The sequence below is a fragment of the Ekhidna sp. genome (assembly GCF_039940915.1).
Lineage (GTDB): Bacteria > Bacteroidota > Bacteroidia > Cytophagales > Cyclobacteriaceae > Ekhidna.
Map to the genome: position 1 here is coordinate 638,226 of NZ_JBDVFO010000001.1, position 18,387 is coordinate 656,612.

Consider the following 18,387-nt stretch of genomic DNA (forward strand, 5'->3'; position numbering starts at 1 on the left):
TATTGGTACTTTTCATATCACATATCCTTAAAACCAGTAATCTGGTTTAACGTTTGTTCCTCCTTGTACTCGACAATCCGCACAAAAATTTGCTGCGTAAAAAAGTCCTTCTGAATCCCCTATTGGGGCATATCTTGTAGGAACGTACCTCCCACTTGACAGAATTTCTATCAATTCTTCCTGTTCAGAAAGCAATACGGATCTTTCCGTGCAATAGAGTATGAGATTTGTGGGGTCTCTTGGAAGATCCCGACCATCAACAAAAAGTCTTTTCTGAGTCTTTGAAGAGCATCCTATGTATCCGATTACCCTCTTTTGAGGATGACTTGTGCACTGAAGATTCGAAGTTATCTGTGCAGGTTGCGGGTCGAAGAGGGTTCCCAGCGATTCGCTATTCGTTTCCAATAAGGACCAGAATTCAAATTCTTCAGCTGAAACGGCATATTGGTTTACCAAAATGCTGTAAGCAATGACGAATTTTCTTGTTTCAGTTAATGTATAGCGTACAATAGGTTTCTTTGAAACAACATCTTCTTCAAGCTGAATGCTGGATTGCAATAAAATATCTGAAGAGTAATCTGTTTTCCAACAGAACTTTATTTGATTCTCCTTATTTCTTTTGGTCAAATTCACGCCATCAAACTCTAATAGCGATTTAAACTTCGTGAAGTATTCATAAGTTTCGTTATAATCCCATAAGTAGTATCCTGTATCATTGTTGGGGTCTTCAGTGGAGAGAAGGATTTCTACACCAAATTCCGCAGTGTCAACTTCATATTCTAAAGCTGTAATGGGTGGGGTCTCCAGAAGCGTGGCATAGTCAGAATGGTAAACCTCTTGACTAGCTGTCTCAATTCTAATCCGATACTTTTCACCAAAATTCAGATCGGTATCAAGGAAATAAGTACCTGCTTCTCTTTCGTTTAATTGTCCGATACTTCCAACTTCATTCTCAATGTGTAAAATGGCATTCACTTCCGGCTTTATGCTGAATGAATCCAAATTTGCTGTCCTACTTAAACTGATGATGGTTTCATCATTCCCCATTCTGCCTTCCACCACCAAGATCCCATCATTGGAAATGGAGGGCGGCACTTCAAATGCATCCACGCAACCAAGCAAAAACACACAGCAAATGCTTAGATGCGATATGTTTTTCAATCTTTTCATTCAAACCAGAAACTGGGTCTCACATTGGTTCCTCCTTGTTCTCTGCAATCTCCACAAAACCTCGTTGTATAAAAGAGGGCTTCCAGCTCTCCCAAAGGGCCAATTGCAAGAGGAACATTATTTTGGTTGGACACAACCCTCGCGACGGCATCTACTTGCCAAAGTGGCACCGCTCTTTCCTCGCAAAATGATACGACTTGTGCTGGATTTCTCGGAAGATCTTTACTGTTCACAAAAACCCTTCTTTGTGCTTTTGAGGATGCTCCTATGTATCCAACCACCCCCTTTTCTGGATCGCTTGTACATTGGATGTTCGAACTCAATTGAGAGGGCTGAGGATCAAAAAGTGTACCTGGTGATTCACTGTTCTTCTCCAGCAAGGACCAAAAATCATACTCATCGGATGATAAGGCGTATTGATTTACCAAAAGACTGTAGACTCTATCAAACTTGTCCGTTTCATTCAGCTTGTAACTTACGATAGGCTTATTTGCAATAATGTCTTTCTCCAACTGGATGCTTGTCTGCAACAAAATATCTGAGGAATAATCTGTTTCCCAGCACACAAATATTTGATTCTCGTCTCTTCTTCTCACTAAATTGCCGCCATCACGCTCCAATAGTGATTTATACCTTGAATTGTATTCATACGTTTCTTCGTAATCCCATAAATAATATCTTGTATCATTTGCAGGATCTTCCGTAGAAAGTTCAATGTCTATGCTTCCTGCCAAAGAATCGATCTTTACTCCTAACGCCGAAATGGGAGGCGTTGAAATAAGGGTTGCATAGTCTGAGTGATAAACCTCTCGATCAGTCGTCTCAATCCTGACCCGATACTTTTCGTTAATGACTAAATCAACTTCTAAGAAATAAGTGCCCGATTCAATTTCGTTTAATTGCCCGATAACACTCCCAAGTTCGTCCTCAATTTGAACAAAAGCAAACCCTTCCGGGCCTATACCAAATCCATCCAAATTAGTTGTTCTGCTTAGTCTGATGAATGTTTCTTCGTCTCCAATCCTACCCTCCACAACTAAGAGATTGGTGTTGGATTTAGAGGAAGGTACTTCGAAAGGATCCACACACCCAAGCAAAGCCATGCAGATAATATCCAGGTATAATATGTTTTTTATTCTTGTCATTAGAACCAGAAGCTGGGTTTAATATTGGTTCCTTGCGGAGGTTGCTCTCTACAATCGACGCAAAATTTGGTTGAATACGAAATGTTAGGAATGGAGCCATCAGCAGGGATCAACTCTATTGGAACATATTCTTCGTCAGCCATTAGCCTCATTATTTCCTCTTCCCGCGCTAACGATATCACACCTACCTCGCAAAACAATTCTACAACTTCAAGGTTTCTTAGCTTTTTTGGAATATCCTCATTGCTTACCAAAAGTCTCATTTGAGTCTTTGAAGAAGATCCTACATATCCAATGACACGTTTTTGAGGATCACTTGTACATTGCAGATTTGAACTTATCTGGGAAGGTTGAGGGTCGAAAAGCGTGCCAAGTGATTCACTGTTCTTCTCTAATAATGTCCAAAAATCATATTCATCTGATGATAAAGCATATTGGTTGACCAAAATACTGTAGGCTCGATTAAACTTAAGCGTTTCACTTAATGAATAACTCACAATTGGTTTCTTTGAAATAACATCTGCTTCAAATTGAATACTTGATTGCAGTAAAATGTCTGTAGAAAAATTGGTCTTCCAACATCGCGTAATTTGCCTATCTCCGTTTCGATCTCGTGCGATAATAGTATCACCATCATATTCAAATAGTGAAATGAAAGGGGAGCTATATTCATACGTTTCTTCGTAATCCCACAAATAATATCTTGTGTTGTTCGTGGGGTCTTCAGTAGAAAGTTGAATTTCAAGGCTACCCAAAGAATCCACCTTCAGGCTTAAATCCGAAATGGATGGTGTCGAAAGGAGTGTCGCAAAATCAGAAAGATAAATGTCTTGACTATTTGTCTCTATTCTTACCCTATACTTTTCATTGATTGTCAAATTAGTGCTCAAGAGATAAGTACCAGCTTCAACCTCATTCAATTGACCAACAACATTTCCAAGCTCATTCTCAATTTGAACATTGGCATTCAGCTCAGGTTTTATGCTGAATGAATCCAAATTGGCCGTTCTACTCAATTGGATGAGTGTCTCCTGATCACCAATTCTACCTTCAACCACCAAGATCCCCGCGTTGGAACTAGAGGACGGCACTTCAAATGGGTCTTCACATCCAAGTAAAAACACCCAGAAAATGTATAGGTATGATATGTTTTTTCTTCTCATCATTAAAACCAGAAATTTGGTCTTACATTAGTTCCCCCCTCATTCACTCCTCTCTGCTCTCGGCAGTCTGCACAAAAGATCGTTGCGTACAAAATATCTGGTATGTCTCCATCCGGGGTGGGAGGTACAATTTCTATGGGAACATACATCCCGTCGGATAGAATCCTAACGACTTCATCTTCATCTCCCATCCATACCAGACCTTCTTCACAAAACAATTCGACAACTTCAAGATTTCTAAAGCTTTCAGGGATATCGGCATTTCTAACAAAAATCCTTTTCTGTGTTTTCGAAGACGCTCCAACGTATCCGATTACCCCCTTTTGAGGATCACTTTTGCATTCAAGATTTGTGCTTATCTGAGAAGGTTGAGGATCAAAAAGAGTCCCTAGTGACTCACTGTTCTTCTCAAGTAAGGACCAAAATTCAAATTCATTCGATGACAAAGCATATTGGTTTACCAAAATGCTATAAGTTCTATTAAACTTAAAGGTTTCACTTAACGAATAACTTACAAGACGCTTATTTGAAACAACATCTTCATCAAATTGAATGCTTGATTCCAATAAAATGTCACTCGAATTATTCGACTTCCAGCACAATGTAATTTGCCTATCGCCATTTCGATCTCTCGGAATTACTTTTTCTCCATCAAATTCTAATATTGAAGAGTATGGCGCGCTGTACTCATACGTCTCTTCGTAGTTCCATTGATAATACCTCGTATTGTTATCCAGGTCTTGCGTGGAAACTAAAATTTCAATGTTTCCTGACACAGGATCGACCCTCGCTTTCAAATCAGAAATGGGGGGCGTTGCAATGAGTGTTGCATAATCAGAGTGATAAACTTCTTGATTATTTGTCTCAATCCTTATTCGATACTTTTCATTAACAATTAAGTCAGTATCTAAGAAATAGCTGCCGGCCTCTGTTTCGGCTAATAGCCCGACCACATTTCCAAGCTCATTCTCTATTTGAACCAAAGCATTCACTTCAGGCTTTATGCTGAATGAATCCAAATTGGCCGTTCTACTCAATAGGATGAGTGTTTCTTCATCTCCAATTCTACCCTCAACCACTAAGATCCCTATGTTAGATTCAGAGGATGGCACTCTGAATGGATCCTCACATCCGAATAAAAACACGCAGAAAACACATATATATAATATGTTCTTAGCTGTGAGCATTAAAACTTGAAATTATAGGTGATCGTAGGAATAGGATTCCCGAATATGGAAAGTTGGTATCCCTGAATTCCACCTCCTTCTGAGAGAAAATAAATCGAATTGGCGTTTCTTCTACCGGTTAAATTGTAAATAGCGATCGTCCATGAACCGTGCAGTGGTTTATTCAATTTATGATTGCCATCGATGTTAAATGCAATATCAGTTCTGAAATAATCTGGCACTCTAAATTCATTTCGATCAGAATACAATAGCCTTCTGGATCTTGCATATGTGAACTGTTCTAAAGGGACAGTTACAGGTCTTCCAGTGCTATAAGTCATATTTAAAGAAATGCTATATCTCTTCGATAACTTATAATTCATCACCGCTGTGAAATCATGTGGTTTATCAAAATTCGATGGATACCAATTCCCATCGTTGATCAACTCACCTGCAAGTGCATCGTCTTGCCTTAGTTCTGATCGCGAATAGGAGTATCCAAGCCAACCATTCAGCCTGCCGCTGGTTTTCTTGATTAATAATTCTACGCCATAGGCTCTTCCTCTTGTATTCAGCAAGTCTGCCTCCAAGTTGGGGTTCATGGTGAGTACAGCCCCACTTTTATAGTCTAACACATTTCGAATGCGTTTATAGTACGTTTCAACTGATGTTTCAATAAGTCCTGATTTGAAGTTTCTGAAATACCCGATAGATACTTGATTGCCTGATTGTGGCTTAATATTAAAATCACTCAATTTCCATACATCGGTAGGAGAAACGGCCACTGTATTGGACATTCTATGGATAAATTGATTCATTGAATTAAATCCAATCTTAACCGAAGACTCGTCCGTTAAGGTATATCGTGCGGACACCCTAAATTCTGGTCTAGGATAAGCCTTTATTAGCTGACCTCCTGCCGCAGATACCGTGTCAATTATTGTCTGATCACTCTTAGGCACACCCTCGGCATAGACGAAATAATCTCTAGGACCTTTGCTTCTAAATAAAGTACCTCGAACTCCAACGCTGACATTTAGTTTCGTTGAGACCTCATAACTGTCTGACAAGTAAAGTGAAGTCTCTGACGCTCGTTCGTCTTGCAATACAGATGGCGTAATTAATGACTCCTCACCCTGCGGTAAAAGACTGCCAGATTCCAAATAATACTGAATCGTATTTAGCCCAAAATTCAAGGAGTGCCCATCAAATCCAAAATAATTCAAGTCTGCTTTTGCATCAACTTGCGATATTCCATAACCTAGCTCAAACGCATTTACCGGATTGGAGGCACTGGATATATCGTACGTGTAGTTGCTAAATCCAACAGAAACATCCGTATAAAAATCCTCAAAATCTCTTCTCCACAATACATTCGCTGCGTTGTTACTGTAGCTATATAAGGTGTCACTTCTTAATTTAAAGCTGTCATTGCTTCTGTAAGCGTAAAACTTTAAAGTGTTTTTATCATCTACTCGGTGATTAATATCAACATTCATGTCATAAAACGACCCGCTACTATTTCGGTAATCTTCATTTTTGATTGTTTTCAAAATCCAATTGGAATATGTGGCTCTGCCCCCAATTAGGAAGGTCGTTTTGTCACCAATGGGTCCGTCAACTGTTATTCTTCCAGTCACAAGTCCTATCCCACCTGAACCAGAAATTTTTGTGGAGTCTCCTACTCTTGAATTAACCTGAAGAATGGAAGACAACCGGCCCCCAAACTCAGCAGGTATGCTGCTTTTATATAGCTCCACGTTTTGAATTACATCCGGATTAAACGCTGAGAAAAAACCAAAAAGGTGTGACTGATTGTAGATGGTGGAATTGTTGAACAAGATCAAATTTTGATCTGATGAACCACCTCTTACATTAAATCCGTTGCTTGCTTCTCCTACTGATTTTACACCCGGCAAAGTCATTAAAACTCTTACAATATCCGCTTCTCCAAGTGCCGTGGGTACAAGTTTTACAGTTTTGATGTTGAGTTTCTCAACTCCCATTTGAGGCTCAAGCAGGTTATCATCCCGTTCTGCCTCCACCACGACTTCATCCAATGCAGTTGTTATCTCCTCAAGTTGAATTTCTATTGATCCATCAGAATAAACAATAATCATACGTTCCTCTGGCTCCATTCCCACACTTGATAGGAGTAGTTTTTGTCTTCCCCTTGGTAGACTTAAGCTAAACCTTCCGTCAAGGTCGGAAAAAGTACCAATGAGGGGCTCTTCGATGTAGACGGATGCTCCTAAAATTGGCTCTCCGGAAGATTTGTCGACTACTCGGCCACTTACTGTAGCGTTTCCTGGTAAAATACGGCTTGTCCGCGTTCCAATGATCAACGGTGGTCGGTTGTCATCCGAGCCCGATGAGTTATCAATGTCAACCAATATTTCATCAGTAACGGCAGAATCACTCGCATCTCTGGAAAGAAAATCGTCTGGTAACTCCGTCTGAATAATCAGATCATTAAAGACAAAAATTGCATTCTCGAAATAATTAGCCTTAAGTTTCGTGCCTCTGAAAACCACCTCAAGTGCAGTCGTCACACGCTGATTGGTAAATGATGCCGTTACCGTCAGGGTATCTAACAGTTCAGGATCATAGAAGACCCGCCACCCGGTCTGCTGTTCGATCTGACTTGCAAAGTCTTTGAAATTGGTATTGTTAAATTGCCCGCTAATGTTTTGCGACTGTGCAAATGAAGCGTATAACAAAAAGAATGTGAATATCCACTTTTGTCTTCTCATTGATTTTCCATCATGGAATTGTAGTATGCAGTAACTTTTGAAAAGAAGTTATCCTTCCCTTCGCTAGCGTATAGATTTTCTTCTTTTATGAAAGTTTTTAAAGCTTTCTTTTGATCTTCAAGAAGCTTCAAAATTGATTTTCTTCCGCCAAGTTTGTGGAACTCGCCATCCTTGTATAGCAGGTATGTCTCTTCTCTTTCGTAGACTATTCTGACGCTTGGAGGCTCTATGAGTTCCTTGTATGCTTTATTCGATTGAAGGAACAACGACACTTGTCCGCAGTTTTTTACTTCTAAGAGTCGTGAATCTCCCTCTTTTCCATAATTGTGATTAATGAATATCCGATCGAAAAGCTTAAAATTCTTGACTTTATCACTCCTCAAACTATAAATGATCCCAAGACTATTTCTGGTGATAAGCACCTCCTTGGTAATGTCATATTTCAAAGGAACCTCAGGGTAAAATATGTCGTCATATGTTAAGCTACCGCTGATCCATTCATTTTTCACAAAATATGGATGCTCATCTTTAGCATAATTTTTAATCTCAAGCGTTCCTCGGTTGAGCGTCGAAGCTACATTTACCTCTTCCAAATAGCTGTTGGCTATCCGTCCAGATTGAGTGCTTAAGTCTTTGGTAAGGTCGCTCAAATCGCACTGACAAAATACGAGTGCAGGCAACGACACTGATAGAATAAAAAAGATCAGGCTTTTCATAAAGTAATTCCGGGGGTAGTTTTATTCTAATGTGTATTTTATATATACAGTTAAAAAAGGGTTTCCCCTATTTATTAGATGAAATTAAGTCGGATTGTCAGTATTTATCCGTTTTTCATAGAGAATGAGGTAAAGGATTAATCAAATACTACATGAATGGCAAAAATTCAGGAATATCGGAGTTTCACTTTTGCTCTTCCGTTACGATTTCCGGATTCCCTTCCAAAGTTTTATGCACCGGACATCTATCGGCAATCTCAATGAGACGATTTCTTTGTTCATCGCTAAGAGTACCGGTAAGTGTAATTTTGCGTTTTATTTGATCTATTTTCCCTTTTGCACTCTCACTGTTTTCTCCATCCTGCTTGTGAATTTTATCGTGGGTCAACTTTACTTGTACCTCTTGCAAGTCTATTTTCTTATGATCTGCATACATCCTTAATGTCATGGCTGTGCATGCTCCTAACCCTGCCAACAAATAGCCATAAGGCGTAGGTCCCTGATCATCTCCACCAACACTCGGCGGCTCATCGGCAATCATCTGGTGCCTGCCCGCGATTACTTCTGTGGTATATCCATCTGATCCAATTCTGGTCCACACCTCTCCCTCTGGAGCTGCATCTTGCTCACCGATTGCAATGTATCGTGTAGCCCAATTAGCGATAATTGATCCTGCATATCTTGCATCACCTTCCATGGTCATTAAATGATCTGCTCCATCCATTGAAATAAAGCTTTTGGGGTGCATAGCCTGTGCATAAATCTCTTGCGCATTGTTGATGCCAACTATGGTGTCCTGCGGAGAATGAATAACCAGGAGTGCTCTGTTCAAATTCCTGATCACATTACTTCCTTTTTTTGCTTCCAAATCGTCCAAGAATTGCTTCTTCATTTTGAACGTTCTGCCTCCGATATTGACATCAGCTACCCCTTTTTCTTCCAAATCCTTTCTTCCACTATCGAGCAAATGACTCACATGATCCGGGGTTGAAGGCGCACCTATCGTTGCTACGGCTTTGACCTTCTCCAGATCTCCGGAAACGTGCAGCACCGCAGCTCCTCCAAGTGAATGGCCTACCATTATTTGCGGGGCTTCATAGTTTCTGTCAAGAAAATCATAGGCGTCCTTTAAATCTGAAAGATTGGAAGAGAAGTTTGTGTCTGCAAAATCTCCTTTGCTCTGTCCCAATCCAGTAAAATCAAATCTCAAAATAGCCATTTCTTGCTTGGTAAATGCTTGGCTAATGTGTTCTACAGACTTGAGATTTTTAGAGCATGTAAAGCAATGGGCAAAGAGGACAAAAGCTCTAGGTCTACCTATCAGTGGAAAATCCAAACGACCAGAAAGTTCGTGTCCTTCAGCATTTTTAAAACTAACTTTTTTAAATCTCATGGGTTGATTTTTTTTGATCTATCTTGACGCGGAAACATTGTGAAATATTTCGTGTCATTAAGCTAACAGAATTCTCTAAGTGATAAGAGCTTTAACCATACTATTCTTAACTTTTGTCTTCCAGGCAGCTCTTGGGCAGACCTTGCACTACGATGTGGTTAAGGGAAGCAAGAAGTTAGGTGACATGACAGTAAAAAGAATACAGTCTGAAGGTCAGCTAAAGTATGAGATCAATAGCAAGGTTACCTTCAGAATTCTCTTTTCTTTTACTGTTGATTATGAATCCACAAGTGAGTACAAGTATGGTCAGCTCATAAAAGAATACACTCATAATCAGCTTAACGGATCCACTCAAAAGAAATCTACTATTTGGTTTGATGGAGAAAAATATACTTTGGATCTTGACGGGACCAGAACAACCAGAAAAGAAAAAATTGACTATTCTGTTGCTACCATATATTTCGAAGAACCTATCGACGGCCAAAAAGTGTTTTCTCCGCAGTTTGGTGAGTACTTAAAATTCACTAAAATAGGTGAGCATCGATATGAGATGGAATCTCCTGATGGAATGAACGTATACACATATACCAATGGCATTTGCTCCGAAGTAAAAGTTAATCGTGATTTTGCAAAGTTTTATTTTCGAATGACTCAAGAATCATTACGGGAAGTGCAATCTAATAAGATTGTAGGAGGCGCCCCTGTGGTGGATTAAAATCGCTATTTTTCCAAAAAAATCCAGCTTATGATCACATGCATCGCCATTGATGATGACCCTTTATTTCTACAATTGATAAGTTCCTATTTTGACGAATATGAAAACATGGAATTGATCAGTACACACCCTAATCCTGTAAATGGCATAATGCAAGTGGTAAAAAAGAAGCCTGACGTACTGCTTATCGACCTTGAAATGCCCTACCTAAATGGGTTCGAGACCCTGGATACTTTAGAAAAAAAGCCTAAGATTGTCATGATTTCTGCACATGTAAATCAGCCCACCAAAGAAAAGAAACTGAAGATCGACAAGTACATTAGAAAAGTCAGCTTGACTAAAGAGATACTCCAGAAGACAATCAATGAAGTGATTATTGAATCGGACTAGCTATCGATTTATCAGCAACCTCATTTTTATCAAAAAGAGGGACCCTCACCAAAAAAGTTGTTCCACCTCCTTCTTTGCTTAGTGCAGAAATTGTTCCGTTGTTCATGCTCATAAATTCTTTGACAAGCTGTAATCCCAAGCCAAGTCCTTTTTCCCCTGCGGTTCCATAGGTTGCTCCTTCTCCATTCAAATTGAAAAGCCTATCAAGTTTCGACTGTGGCATGCCAATTCCAGAATCTGCAATCGAAATTTCCACAAAATCCACTTCTGTTTTAGCGCTTGCGCTTATGCTTCCCTTTTCTGGTGTGAATTTTATGGCGTTGTTAATTAGATTTCGAAAAATGGTATGAACGCTATTTTTATCCACCCAAAGGAAAACTGGTTGTGAAATGGTTGATCTTAGATCTATCTGTTTGCCATTGGCCATGTTGGAAAACATCTCCATTATTTCAGAAATCATTTCCGATACATCTACTTTTTCTGGCACGTTCGGAAAATGTCCTTGCTGCTGCATCGCCCAGTTAAGCAGATTATCTAGCAGATTTGACAAGCGCTCAACGGAGGTCTCCATGTGGTTGGCCATTTCCAGCAACTGCTCAGTGTTATGCTCTTTTACAAAATGCCTTATTAATCCACTAACTCCGAAAAGTGAACTTACAGGACCCCTTAGATCATGAGATATGATTGAGAAAAACTTATCCTTGGTCTCGTTAAGTCGCTCCAAAGAAACTTTTTGCCGCTTCAGGACGCGATTCACACGGATTTTGGATCGGTAGTATATGAAAATGACAATGACTAAAATCGCAAATGCAAATACAACTGCGGTCGCTGTGACAATTACTGCTTGCTGGTTTTTTTGCTGGGCTTTCAACAAATCTACCTCGGCCTGCTTTTGAGAAAGCTCATAAGCGCTTTCGAGATTTTCAATTCTAGAAAAAACCTCTTCATTGGAGATGCTGTCCTTGATAGCTAGATAAAGCTTGTGAAACTTAAACGCCTCCTCGTAGGTACCTTTTTCAGCATGAATGTTAGCTAGTCGAAGAAGGTTATCTCTCATTTCTGTTTTTAAACCAAACCTTCTAGAAATTGAGAGGGAAGAATCCGCAAAACTAAGGGCACCGTCCGGGTATCCTTTGTCGAGGTATATATCCGACATGAAACCTAGAAAAATACAGCTCCCGTAATGATCTCCTAAGGATTCAAGATCTTTAATAGATGTTGCTAAGTTCGTTTCAGCTTTCTTCAGCTCTCCTAATTCAGCATATACTAAGCCAATATTTCCCAGGTTGTATGCCAACCCAGACGGATCATTTCCCAAACGCTCATAAATATATTTGGACTGCTCAAAGCAAAATAATGCTGAATCATAAGATTCAATAACATAATAAGTATCTCCAAGGTTAAGTAGAGTAACAGCCAGAAGTGAACTATCGCCTGCACTCATTAAAGCAATACTCTCATTATAGTATTCAATAGCTTCATCATACCTTCCATAAGTTGAATAGGCATCGGCCAGAGCAGTGTATGAAGCGATTATTCCTCTGGAATAATCGCTTCGTTCAGCATGTTCAAGGGCAGTTAATAGTGCGTCAATTGCTACATCAAAATTTCCCAACATTCTGTTTGCCTGACCGATTTGAATGTAGGCATGGTGCAGGTATTTTGCTAATCCATGCTCTTCCGCTGACTTTTTGATCTCCTCGGCAATAGCCAACTTTTTCCCCGGAACATTCTCATTCTGCGAAATCCAGATAAGAATCTTTAATCTGGATGTATCTCTCTCATCCATTCCTTCAAGCACTTGATAAAGACTATCAGCAATGGCTTGATCCTGACTATGGACAGATAGGCTGAGAAATAAAAAAGCGAAAAAGAAAGCAAGCTTTTTCATCACCAACAAGGTAGTTCTTAATTTTTGAAAAAAGAATCGACAAATTCAGTCTTATTGAAGACTTGTAAGTCCTCTACTTTTTCTCCAACGCCTATGTATTTAACAGGAATTTTAAATTGATCCGAAATCCCAATCACTACCCCACCTTTTGCCGTGCCATCTAGTTTAGTGATCGCAAGGGAGGTAACATCTGTTGCTTTGGTGAATTCCTTCGCTTGTATAAAAGCGTTTTGGCCTGTGCTTCCATCGAGTACAAGCATTACATCATGTGGTGCTTCTGGGATGAATTTTTGCACCACATTTTTAATCTTCGACAGTTCATTCATCAGGTTTACTTTGGTATGCAGACGACCCGCAGTATCAATAATTACTACGTCAGCATTTTCCTCTTTTCCTCTCTTAGCTGCTTCAAAAGCAACTGCTGCTGGATCTGTATTCATCCCTTTTGAAACGACAGGAACACCTACTCGATCCCCCCACATGATTAGTTGATCCACGGCAGCCGCTCTAAACGTATCTGCTGCCCCCAGAATCACATTTTTCCCTAGTGCTTTAAACTGAGAAGCTAACTTACCAATGGTAGTAGTTTTTCCTACACCATTCACACCTACCACCAGTATCACATAGGGCCCTTCAGTTTGAGGAATATCAAAATCAACAAGGTCTTTGGTATTATTCTCCGAAAGTAAGCCAGCAATTTCTTCACGAAGTATTCGATTCAATTCTGAAGTATTCAAATATTTGTCCTTGGCTACCCTTTCTTCAATTCGATCAATAACCTTAACGGTGGTCTCTACACCCACATCTGAGGTGATAAGCACCTCCTCCAACTCATCCAAAACACTGGCATCTACAGTTGATTTGCCTACTACCGCTTTGTTTAGCTTAGTGAAAAAGTTCTGTTTCGACTTTTCAAGTCCTTTATCTAGTGACTCTTTTTTGTCTTTGGAGAAAAAGCTTTTTATTCCCATTGGTCTACAGAGTTAGGTGATGTTGGTGAATATAAAAAAAGCCACCCTGACGTATTCGTCGGAGCGGCTTCCTTCTTTTAGGATTTAATTTCTTATTTCGCTAGCGTATCCTTCACGTCACCTTCGAGAACCATCTCCTCCCGGTACGTGTATGATCCGTTATCGCCTTTGATCGCTTTGATCACTTTGGCATACTTCGCTCCACCTGGTTGCTTAAGAGTTGCTACTACTTTCTTTGCCATGGTTACTTAATTTCTTTGTGTACGGTATACTTTCTCATGATCGAGTTGTATTTTCTCAACTCAATTCGATCAGGAGTGTTTTTTCTGTTCTTAGTAGTGATGTACCGACTTGTGCCAGCAAGACCACTATTTTTGTGCTCTGTGCACTCAAGAATTACTTGGATTCTATTTCCTTTCTTAGCCATTTTATTTTCTTCTTTTCCAAAAGGAGTGCAAATGTAGGATTTTTTATTCAATAATTTAAATACTCTCCTATCTTTTAATGATCAGAAAGTGAGATTTAAGCAGAAAAGATTTCTGGCATTGATGTAGAAGTTTAGTTTTCAAATTTATCTTAGTATAAGCAACAATAAATTTATCAAAATGCAAAAATCATTGAGAATACCAGCGCTAATTCTTGCTTTACTAATCGTTGTGTGGATCACATCTTGTGGAAAAGATGATGGTGGAAAGATTATCAACGATTTCATATTTAATGGCACAGATTACACAATCGATGGAGGTGTTATTTACGATTATGGGGCCGTTAATTATGTAGATATAGGAGATGCCACACATTACAACTACGACTTTATCATCTATGATGGTGAAGCAGATTTTCAAGCAGAGGTCTTCAATGGAAGTTTTGTCGCGTACGCAGAACTTCTATCATTCGGGGCCGATGCTTTTAAGAGTGGAGTTTTTACTTTCATTCGGGAACCCAGTCTTTCTAATGTTGATGGTCAGAACTACTTCCAATCAGTGACCATAAGTGTCGATGGGAATGGCAATCAGTCCATCTTCCAAACAACCGAAGACATGCAAAATGACCTGATATATGTAGTTGTTGGCGGAACCATTACGGTGATAGACAATGGCGGAAATAATTTTACTTTAAACTACAATGCGGAAGTCCAACAAGTAGATAGGGAAAACGAGGAACTCATCCCAGACACTAACCAATCCATTGCGTTTGGTGTCACTCTTGACTTTCCAATTGAGGACCAACAAGTTAGTGGTGGAAGAGTGAGAAATTCGAAATTATTCAGCCGACACAAATAGTGTTAAAAAAGAGGATGCTTTTTCATCCTCTTTTTTTCAGTCCTTACCAAGTTCTGGTAGCACGAAAGAATCCAAGGGACTTGGCTCCTGCATTAACTTCTCTATTTCGTCACTTTTACGTGGTGCCAAATCAGACAAAAGTTCATTTCCATCCTCTGTAATAAGAATGCAGTCTTCAATGCGAACAGCAATTCCCCACCATTTTTCATCGCAATCTGCACCTTCTGGAATGTAAATACCCGGCTCAATTGTAATCGCCATTCCGGCCTCCAGGTATTCATAGTTCCCTTTGTCATGAACATCCAACCCAATATGGTGGCCTAATCCATGTGGGTAATAAAGATGTCTTTGATCTACACTTTCAATAATACCTAGCTCTGCCAGCCCTTCATTGATGATCCTTCGAGCGATCGCTGCGTCAAGATCTCTTCCTATGTTTACTCCTGGTTTAGCTGCCTTGATAGCCTCATCCTGAGCTTTATATACTAAATCGTAAATCGCCTTCTCTTCCTTTGAAAATTTTCCATCAACGGGGATGGTTCTTGTAACATCAGCAGTATAGCCGTGATACTCCGCTCCCAAATCCATCAAAATCATTTTATCACTCGTAATCTCTGGCTTGTAATTTTCTATGTAGTGAAGGATGCACCCATTATTTCCTTCCCCCACAATGGAAGGGTACCCTTCATACTCAGCTTGATATTTTTTGAAAACAAACTCATGAATGCCTTGAACCTCACGCTCACTTAGTCCCGGCTTCATGGCTTTCATCACCTCCGCTTGTCCGATGCATGAAATATCTACCGCTTTTCTCAAAAGCTCTATTTCATCTTTCGTTTTTATGCCCCTCAAGTCTTTCATGATTTGATCAAGTGTTTCCATATCCAGGTTGTTGGCAGCAGATTCTATCGTTAGATCTCCTTCTGTAGGATATCCAGATTTACTTTTGAATGAAGCGATGAGATCATATAAATCTCCTTCCGTTCGAGTATCTCTCACATCATTAAAGAAGTCGTAGAAAAGCACTTTGTCAAAGGTTGAAAAATCAATATTATAGTCTTCAAAATCTGTGTTGTTGAAGACTTGATTAAACGCCAACTTTTCTTTCACTCCGGTGGTTCCAAGTCTTCTTCCTGTCCACATTTCTGCGCGCGCATTTCGCGGTTGAATGAAAATGATCTCATTGAAGCGTTCCTCAGGACCCTCTTGCTCTTCTTTGAAAATCATCAAAACCGCATGTGGCTCACGGTAGCCTGTTAGGTAATAGAAGTTAGGATCTTGATGATATATAAAGTCAACATCATTCGCGCGATTTCTTACGGGGTTCGTGAAAAAAACTGCTACAGAATTTTCAGGCATCTTTTCCCGAACAAGTGTTCTTCTTTCCATATGGAATTCGCTCGTTAAGAAATCACCTGGTTCGTTTTGAGCAAAACCACCCATTGAGGCGGACAATAGAGCTAACGCAATAAGCTTCTTCATGATCATAGTTTATTTGGGTCGCTAAATATAATACCGAAGGAAGCTGTAAACTTCAATTAGTATCCAATACCGGTTTAAATATTTGATGAAAGGATTCTACGGTCTGGTAAAGTACTTAGGGATATCCCAAGCAGGAGCAGATCAAATAGGTTTTAGGTTCAGGTACTTTCTTCTTAAAGTCTCTACAACAATGGTGTATGGAATTACAAAAATTCCCGCTTTGTTCATGAATGAATCAGCTAAAATCCAAGTAATATAAAGGGTATGATCAGTGATATATAGAAGAGAATTCGAGTCATACAACTAAATCTAGCACAAAAAAACCCTGACATGATGCCAGGGTTTAAATTTCTTAATTGCTTATCAATATTATTTGATCACCATCCCGTTGGCTCTTGCTTTCTTAAGAACAGCCGTGATGCCATTTTTATTGATTGTTCTAAGTGCCGAGGTAGACACTTTTAAAGTGATCCACTTATCCTCTTCAGGAATGTAGAATCGCTTCTTCTGAAGATTCGGATTGAATCTTCTTTTGGTTTTATTATTAGCGTGAGAAACATTGTTTCCTACCTGTGGTCTTTTACCAGTTATATCGCAAACTTTTGACATCTTTCTATCCCGTTTTCAAAAATGGAGTGCAAATATCGGGATTTCAATTCAATATGCAAACTATTGTTTGACATTTTGATGATTATATGGACAGTGTAAACATCCATTGCCGCAACAGTAGCCTCTTTTTAAATGATATTTCTCAGTAAATACCATCAGACCTTGCTCATTTATGTAATAATCCTCCGATTCAGAATCCTTTTTCAATTGCGCCTCCGCTGTTAAATCATTAATCTTGCAATTCGATATTAAACGGCAAAACTATGTTAGAAAACAAGACAATGACGAGTGAAGATTTAATAAAGCTGGAAGATGAGCATGGAGCCCACAATTACCATCCCCTTCCGGTAGTACTGGCCAAAGGTAACGGTGTACATGTTTGGGATGTGGAAGGCAAACAGTATTATGATTTCCTATCTGCATATTCTGCTGTGAATCAAGGACACTGTCACCCTGCCATTGTTGGTGCGATGACAAAACAAGCTGAAACACTCACATTGACTTCACGTGCATTCTACAATGACGTGCTTGGAAAGTATGAGAAGTTCATTACCGAATACTTTGGTTTTGACAAAGTGCTTCCAATGAATACCGGTGCGGAAGCCGTTGAGACAGCTATCAAGCTTTGCAGAAAATGGGCCTATGAAAAAAAGGGGATTGATGAGAACAAAGCTCAGATAATCGTTTGCGACAATAATTTTCACGGTCGCACAACAACCATAGTTTCATTCTCTAATGATCCTGTAGCAAATAAAAACTTTGGCCCGTATACTCCTGGGTTTATTCGAATCCCGTACAATGACCTTAGCGAGCTTGAACGAGTAATACAAAATGAAAATATTGCAGGATTCCTTGTTGAACCCATTCAGGGAGAAGCTGGCGTGATGGTGCCTGATGAAGGGTATCTTCAAAAAGCAAAAGAAGTATGTAAAAAGCATGGAGTGCTCTTTATCGCTGATGAGGTTCAGACAGGCATTGCCCGAACGGGAAGAATGCTTGCAGTGGATCATGAAAACGTAAAACCAGATATCCTCATTTTAGGCAAAGCTATTTCGGGAGGAGCTTATCCGGTTTCTGCCGTTTTGGCTGATGATCAGGTAATGGAGGTTATTCAGCCGGGACAGCACGGTTCTACATTCGGCGGTAATCCAGTGGGAGCCCAAGTAGCAATGGCTGCCCTTACAGTGGTCAAAGATGAAAAACTTGAAGAAAATGCTGAAAATTTGGGTGTACTTTTCAGAGACCGAATGAACCAAATGATTGAAAAATCCGATTTGGTGAAGTTGGTAAGAGGAAAAGGGTTGCTCAATGCAATTGTAATCAATGACTCAGAAGATAGCTCCACCGCATGGGATATCTGCGTAAAGCTCAAAGAGAATGGATTACTTGCTAAACCCACTCATGGAAACATCATCCGGTTTGCTCCTCCTCTAGTAATGACTGAAGAACAACTTCACGATTGCTGTGATATTATCGAGCGAACCATTGCTGAATTTGAGCAGTAACCATTCATAAAGTTCTCTTTGTGATGCATTTACGA

18 protein-coding genes are annotated in these 18,387 nt (G+C 39.7%); 4 read left to right on the forward strand and 14 right to left on the reverse strand.

Annotated elements, in window-relative coordinates; genetic code table 11:
• Window positions 1–27: 27 nt before the first annotated feature.
• From ABJF57_RS02890 to ABJF57_RS02920, 7 genes are all read right to left on the reverse strand, one after another.
• The gene (locus ABJF57_RS02890; RefSeq protein WP_462231417.1) at window positions 28–1,170 is read right to left on the reverse strand and encodes a DUF4249 domain-containing protein; all 1,143 of its coding nucleotides are present in this window, start codon (window positions 1,168–1,170) and stop codon (window positions 28–30) included.
• The gene (locus ABJF57_RS02895) at window positions 1,167–2,315 is read right to left on the reverse strand and encodes a DUF4249 domain-containing protein (protein WP_462231415.1); all 1,149 of its coding nucleotides are present in this window, start codon (window positions 2,313–2,315) and stop codon (window positions 1,167–1,169) included. The genes ABJF57_RS02890 and ABJF57_RS02895 overlap by 4 nt, the downstream gene beginning before the upstream one ends.
• A complete protein-coding gene (locus ABJF57_RS02900; protein WP_462231413.1) occupies window positions 2,315–3,481 on the reverse strand; it encodes a DUF4249 domain-containing protein in 1,167 nt (388 codons plus the stop codon). Before ABJF57_RS02900 ends, ABJF57_RS02895 begins: the two co-directional genes overlap by 1 nt.
• Complete coding sequence (locus tag ABJF57_RS02905) at window positions 3,481–4,665, reverse strand: DUF4249 domain-containing protein (protein ID WP_462231412.1); 1,185 nt, start codon at window positions 4,663–4,665, stop codon at window positions 3,481–3,483. The genes ABJF57_RS02900 and ABJF57_RS02905 overlap by 1 nt, the downstream gene beginning before the upstream one ends.
• The gene (locus ABJF57_RS02910; RefSeq protein WP_462231410.1) at window positions 4,665–7,397 is read right to left on the reverse strand and encodes a carboxypeptidase-like regulatory domain-containing protein; all 2,733 of its coding nucleotides are present in this window, start codon (window positions 7,395–7,397) and stop codon (window positions 4,665–4,667) included. Before ABJF57_RS02910 ends, ABJF57_RS02905 begins: the two co-directional genes overlap by 1 nt.
• Window positions 7,394–8,113 carry a hypothetical protein gene (locus tag ABJF57_RS02915; RefSeq protein ID WP_462231408.1) on the reverse strand — a complete coding sequence of 240 codons (720 nt, stop codon included), beginning with the start codon at window positions 8,111–8,113 and terminating at the stop codon, window positions 7,394–7,396. The genes ABJF57_RS02910 and ABJF57_RS02915 overlap by 4 nt, the downstream gene beginning before the upstream one ends.
• 184 nt (window positions 8,114–8,297) lie before the next feature.
• Window positions 8,298–9,506, reverse strand: coding sequence for a bifunctional alpha/beta hydrolase/OsmC family protein (locus tag ABJF57_RS02920; RefSeq protein ID WP_462231406.1), 1,209 nt, complete (start codon window positions 9,504–9,506; stop codon window positions 8,298–8,300).
• Window positions 9,507–9,585: 79 nt separating this feature from the next.
• Here ABJF57_RS02920 and ABJF57_RS02925 point away from each other — a divergent pair, with 79 nt between their 5' ends.
• Complete coding sequence (locus ABJF57_RS02925; RefSeq protein WP_462231404.1) at window positions 9,586–10,221, forward strand: DUF6134 family protein; 636 nt, start codon at window positions 9,586–9,588, stop codon at window positions 10,219–10,221.
• Between the two features lie 30 nt (window positions 10,222–10,251).
• Complete coding sequence (locus ABJF57_RS02930; RefSeq protein ID WP_462231402.1) at window positions 10,252–10,611, forward strand: LytR/AlgR family response regulator transcription factor; 360 nt, start codon at window positions 10,252–10,254, stop codon at window positions 10,609–10,611.
• Here the strand turns inward: ABJF57_RS02930 and ABJF57_RS02935 are convergent.
• The 4 genes from ABJF57_RS02935 to rpmG all read right to left on the reverse strand — a co-directional run bounded on the left by ABJF57_RS02935 (window position 10,595) and on the right by rpmG (window position 13,900).
• Window positions 10,595–12,502 (reverse strand): tetratricopeptide repeat-containing sensor histidine kinase, encoded by a 1,908-nt coding sequence (locus tag ABJF57_RS02935; RefSeq protein ID WP_462231400.1) that lies wholly within the window; start codon window positions 12,500–12,502, stop codon window positions 10,595–10,597. The genes ABJF57_RS02930 and ABJF57_RS02935 overlap by 17 nt on opposite strands.
• A gap of 17 nt (window positions 12,503–12,519) precedes the next feature.
• Window positions 12,520–13,473 carry a signal recognition particle-docking protein FtsY gene (gene ftsY, locus ABJF57_RS02940; protein ID WP_462231398.1) on the reverse strand — a complete coding sequence of 318 codons (954 nt, stop codon included), beginning with the start codon at window positions 13,471–13,473 and terminating at the stop codon, window positions 12,520–12,522.
• 92 nt (window positions 13,474–13,565) lie between these two features.
• On the reverse strand, window positions 13,566–13,715 hold the full coding sequence (locus ABJF57_RS02945) for a DUF4295 family protein (RefSeq protein ID WP_089355257.1): 150 nt from the start codon (window positions 13,713–13,715) through the stop codon (window positions 13,566–13,568).
• Window positions 13,716–13,717: 2 nt separating this feature from the next.
• The gene (rpmG, locus tag ABJF57_RS02950; RefSeq protein WP_462231395.1) at window positions 13,718–13,900 is read right to left on the reverse strand and encodes a 50S ribosomal protein L33; all 183 of its coding nucleotides are present in this window, start codon (window positions 13,898–13,900) and stop codon (window positions 13,718–13,720) included.
• Between the two features lie 178 nt (window positions 13,901–14,078).
• Between rpmG and ABJF57_RS02955 the strand changes: the two genes are divergently transcribed.
• On the forward strand, window positions 14,079–14,756 hold the full coding sequence (locus ABJF57_RS02955; RefSeq protein ID WP_462231393.1) for a hypothetical protein: 678 nt from the start codon (window positions 14,079–14,081) through the stop codon (window positions 14,754–14,756).
• Between the two features lie 36 nt (window positions 14,757–14,792).
• Here the strand turns inward: ABJF57_RS02955 and ABJF57_RS02960 are convergent, their stop codons facing one another.
• From ABJF57_RS02960 to ABJF57_RS02970, 3 genes are all read right to left on the reverse strand, one after another.
• The gene (locus ABJF57_RS02960; protein ID WP_462231391.1) at window positions 14,793–16,238 is read right to left on the reverse strand and encodes an aminopeptidase P family protein; all 1,446 of its coding nucleotides are present in this window, start codon (window positions 16,236–16,238) and stop codon (window positions 14,793–14,795) included.
• Between the two features lie 369 nt (window positions 16,239–16,607).
• A complete protein-coding gene (rpmB, locus tag ABJF57_RS02965) occupies window positions 16,608–16,847 on the reverse strand; it encodes a 50S ribosomal protein L28 (RefSeq protein ID WP_462231389.1) in 240 nt (79 codons plus the stop codon).
• 60 nt (window positions 16,848–16,907) lie between these two features.
• A complete protein-coding gene (locus ABJF57_RS02970) occupies window positions 16,908–17,054 on the reverse strand; it encodes a DUF5522 domain-containing protein (protein ID WP_462231387.1) in 147 nt (48 codons plus the stop codon).
• Between the two features lie 56 nt (window positions 17,055–17,110).
• Between ABJF57_RS02970 and rocD the strand changes: the two genes are divergently transcribed.
• The gene (rocD, locus tag ABJF57_RS02975) at window positions 17,111–18,352 is read left to right on the forward strand and encodes an ornithine--oxo-acid transaminase (RefSeq protein WP_462231385.1); all 1,242 of its coding nucleotides are present in this window, start codon (window positions 17,111–17,113) and stop codon (window positions 18,350–18,352) included.
• Window positions 18,353–18,387 lie beyond the last annotated feature (35 nt).

Bases quoted from the DNA above. Each gene is read 5' to 3' on its own strand.
- ABJF57_RS02890 (WP_462231417.1), bottom strand. From the start codon at position 1,170: ATGAAAAGATTGAAAAACATATCGCATCTAAGCATTTGCTGTGTGTTT.
- ABJF57_RS02895 (WP_462231415.1), bottom strand. From the start codon at position 2,315: ATGACAAGAATAAAAAACATATTATACCTGGATATTATCTGCATGGCT.
- ABJF57_RS02900 (WP_462231413.1), bottom strand. From the start codon at position 3,481: ATGATGAGAAGAAAAAACATATCATACCTATACATTTTCTGGGTGTTT.
- ABJF57_RS02905 (WP_462231412.1), bottom strand. From the start codon at position 4,665: ATGCTCACAGCTAAGAACATATTATATATATGTGTTTTCTGCGTGTTT.
- ABJF57_RS02910 (WP_462231410.1), bottom strand. From the start codon at position 7,397: ATGAGAAGACAAAAGTGGATATTCACATTCTTTTTGTTATACGCTTCA.
- ABJF57_RS02915 (WP_462231408.1), bottom strand. From the start codon at position 8,113: ATGAAAAGCCTGATCTTTTTTATTCTATCAGTGTCGTTGCCTGCACTC.
- ABJF57_RS02920 (WP_462231406.1), bottom strand. From the start codon at position 9,506: ATGAGATTTAAAAAAGTTAGTTTTAAAAATGCTGAAGGACACGAACTT.
- ABJF57_RS02930 (WP_462231402.1), top strand. From the start codon at position 10,252: ATGATCACATGCATCGCCATTGATGATGACCCTTTATTTCTACAATTG.
- ABJF57_RS02935 (WP_462231400.1), bottom strand. From the start codon at position 12,502: ATGAAAAAGCTTGCTTTCTTTTTCGCTTTTTTATTTCTCAGCCTATCT.
- ftsY (WP_462231398.1), bottom strand. From the start codon at position 13,473: ATGGGAATAAAAAGCTTTTTCTCCAAAGACAAAAAAGAGTCACTAGAT.
- ABJF57_RS02945 (WP_089355257.1), bottom strand. From the start codon at position 13,715: ATGGCAAAGAAAGTAGTAGCAACTCTTAAGCAACCAGGTGGAGCGAAG.
- rpmG (WP_462231395.1), bottom strand. From the start codon at position 13,900: ATGGCTAAGAAAGGAAATAGAATCCAAGTAATTCTTGAGTGCACAGAG.
- ABJF57_RS02955 (WP_462231393.1), top strand. From the start codon at position 14,079: ATGCAAAAATCATTGAGAATACCAGCGCTAATTCTTGCTTTACTAATC.
- ABJF57_RS02960 (WP_462231391.1), bottom strand. From the start codon at position 16,238: ATGAAGAAGCTTATTGCGTTAGCTCTATTGTCCGCCTCAATGGGTGGT.
- rpmB (WP_462231389.1), bottom strand. From the start codon at position 16,847: ATGTCAAAAGTTTGCGATATAACTGGTAAAAGACCACAGGTAGGAAAC.
- rocD (WP_462231385.1), top strand. From the start codon at position 17,111: ATGTTAGAAAACAAGACAATGACGAGTGAAGATTTAATAAAGCTGGAA.